The 2,864-nt window shown below is 47.8% G+C and carries 1 pseudogene; it reads left to right on the forward strand.

The window, feature by feature from the left end:
* Positions 1-2,269: pseudogene (locus tag HQ39_RS09605) on the forward strand (hypothetical protein); the annotation flags it as partial.
* Positions 2,270-2,864 lie beyond the last annotated feature (595 nt).

The raw sequence follows: 2,864 nt of genomic DNA on the forward strand, positions 1-2,864 counted from the left end.
GATCTCGCGCAGCATAAATGATGCGTTATATATCCGTAACTGTAAGCTGAGCGCGGAGACGCTGAACGAGATATTCCGCACACTTCCCGATGTAAAAGAGCAGACCGAAGGCAAGAAAAAGATCTGGATAGCAGACAATCCGGGTACGGATGCGTGCGACAAGAAGATAGCCACGGACAAAGGCTGGAAATTGGATGTCGAAGATACTCCGCCTGCCGGCAACAGCATGACGATGACGACAGAGAAAGCCGTCGGCGAAAAGATAGAGCTTTCGATCAATGCCGAGCCTGCAGACCAAGCGGATGTCTGGATAGACCTGAACAACAACAAGGTCAAAGATGCAGGCGAGAGCGTAACCAAATTTGACTATGAATGGTACACGCTCGGCTCGCAGACCGTTACGGTGCATGGAAAGGTAACCCTGTTGTCCTGCTCCTCTAACTCCCTCACCTCGCTGGATGTGAGCAAGAACACAGCTTTGGAAGAGTTGTCCTGCCACTCTAACTCCCTCACCTCGCTGGATGTGAGCAAGAACACAGCTTTGACACGGTTGTCCTGCTCCTCTAACTCCCTCACCTCGCTGGATGTGAGCAAGAACACCGCTTTGACTGCGTTGTCCTGCTCCTCTAACTCCCTTGCCTCGCTGGATGTGAGCAAGAACACCGCGTTGAAAGTGTTGGACGGCTCCTCTAACTCCCTCACCTCGCTGGATGTGAGCAAGAACACCGCTTTGACTGCGTTATACTGCAAGAATAATCCGAATCTAAGCTCCTTGAAGATCTCGAGCAGCATAAATGATGAATTGTCGGTCAAGAGCTGTAAGCTGAGCGCGGAGACGCTGAACAAGATATTCCGCACACTTCCCGATGTAAAAGGGCAGACCTCCGGCGGTAAGAAGATCTGGATCGGAGACAATCCGGGTACGGCGGCGTGCAACAAGAAGATAGCCAAGGACAAAGGCTGGAAATTGGATGTCGGAGATACTCCTCCTCCTCCGCCTGCCGGCAACAGCATGACGATGACGACAACGCTAGCCGTGGGCGAGAAGATAACTGTTAAGATCTACGCCAAGCCGGAAGACCGAGCCGATGTCTGGATAGACCTGAACAATAACGGCACCAAAGATGAGGGCGAGAAGGTCGTAGTCTTTTTCTATAAGGATTACACACTCGGCTCGCAGACCATTACGATATACGGAAAAGTAACCGAGTTCCATTGCCACCAACAATCCCTCACCTCGCTGGATGTGAGCAAGAACACTGCTTTGACAGAGTTGTCCTGCTCCGATAACTCCCTCACCTCGCTGGATCTGAGCAAGAATACCGAGTTGGAATGGTTGGACTGCGAAAAGAACTCTCTCACCTCGCTGAATGTGAAGAATACAGCTTTGAAAGCATTGATCTGCAATTGGAACAGGCTCTCCTCTCTGAATGTGAGCAAGAACACCGCTTTGACACGATTCTCCTGCGAGAATAACCCGAATCTTAGCTCCTTGAAGATCTCGAGCAGCATAAATGATGAGTTGTGGGTCAACGGCTGTAAGCTGAGCACGGAGACACTGAACGAGATATTCCGCACGCTTCCCGATGTAAAAGGGCAGAGCACCGGCAGTAAGTGGATCTGGATCGAAGGTAATCCGGGCACGTATACGTGCGACAAGAAGATCGCCGAAGACAAGGGCTGGAAATTGGATTCCAATGCTTATAAAATGACGATGACGACAACGAAAGCCGTGGGCGAGAAGATAGAGCTTTATATAGATACCGAGCCGGAATATCGTTCGGGTGTCTGGATAGACCTGAACAATAACGGGAAAGAGGATAATGGTGAGAATCTAGTCTTCGGCACCGGAACTTACACACTCGGCTCCCCGACCGTTACGGTGTACGGAAAGGTAACCACATTTAGCTGCAAAGAAATCTCCCTTACCTCGCTGGATGTGAGTGCGAATACGAAGTTGGAATTCTTGCTCTGCAACTCTAACTCCCTCACCTCGCTGGATGTAAGCAAGAATACAGCTTTGAGATATTTCGACTGCAAGAATAACCCGAATCTAAGCTCCTTGAAGATCTCGAGCAGCATAGATAATGTGCTAATTGTCCGCAACTGCAGGCTGAGTACGCAGACGCTGAACCAGATATTCCGAACGCTTCCCGATGTAACCGGGCAGAGCGGTGAAGTCAAGAGCGTCTGGATCGGAGGCAATCCGGGCACGGATGCGTGCAACAAGAAGATAGCCGAAGACAAAGGGTGGACGGTTAAAAACTGATTAAGATTGAGGGAAAACTCCCCTCACCCCGAAGTGGCGGGGCGTAAAATATTGTAGACAAATTCGGGCAGTGCCGGTGCGATAAGTGCCGGCACTGCTTTTTTTGTNGGGGCGTAAAATATTGTAGACAAATTCGGGCAGTGCCGGTGCGATAAGTGCCGGCACTGCTTTTTTTGTGCCGAGACGGAAAACCGGGATCGGGAAAAAAGAAAAGGTCGGTTTCGGAGAGCATGAAAATTTCGTACGTACAAAAAAAAATTTACGTGCGCACGAAAAAAAATTTATGTGCGCACGAAAAAATATTTTTGTAGGTAAGAAAAAATATTTTCGTAGGTAAGAAAAAAAATTTTCGTAGGTAAGGAAAAAAATTTCCGTAGGTAAGAAAAAATATTTTTGTGGCCAAGAAAAAAAATTTTTGTGGCCAAGAAAATAAATTTTTGTGGCCAAGAAAATAAATTTTTGTAGCCAAGAAAAAAAATTTTTGTGGCCAAGAAAATAAATTTTCGTGGGCATAGAAAAAAATTTTCATGCGGACGAAAAAATATCTGCGTGCGCAGAAAAAGTATTTTCTTTAGCATAAGAGTTGTGGCGATCC

Origin of the sequence: Porphyromonas sp. COT-108 OH2963 (assembly GCF_000768895.1) — a bacterium.
Classification (GTDB): domain Bacteria; phylum Bacteroidota; class Bacteroidia; order Bacteroidales; family Porphyromonadaceae; genus Porphyromonas_A; species Porphyromonas_A canoris.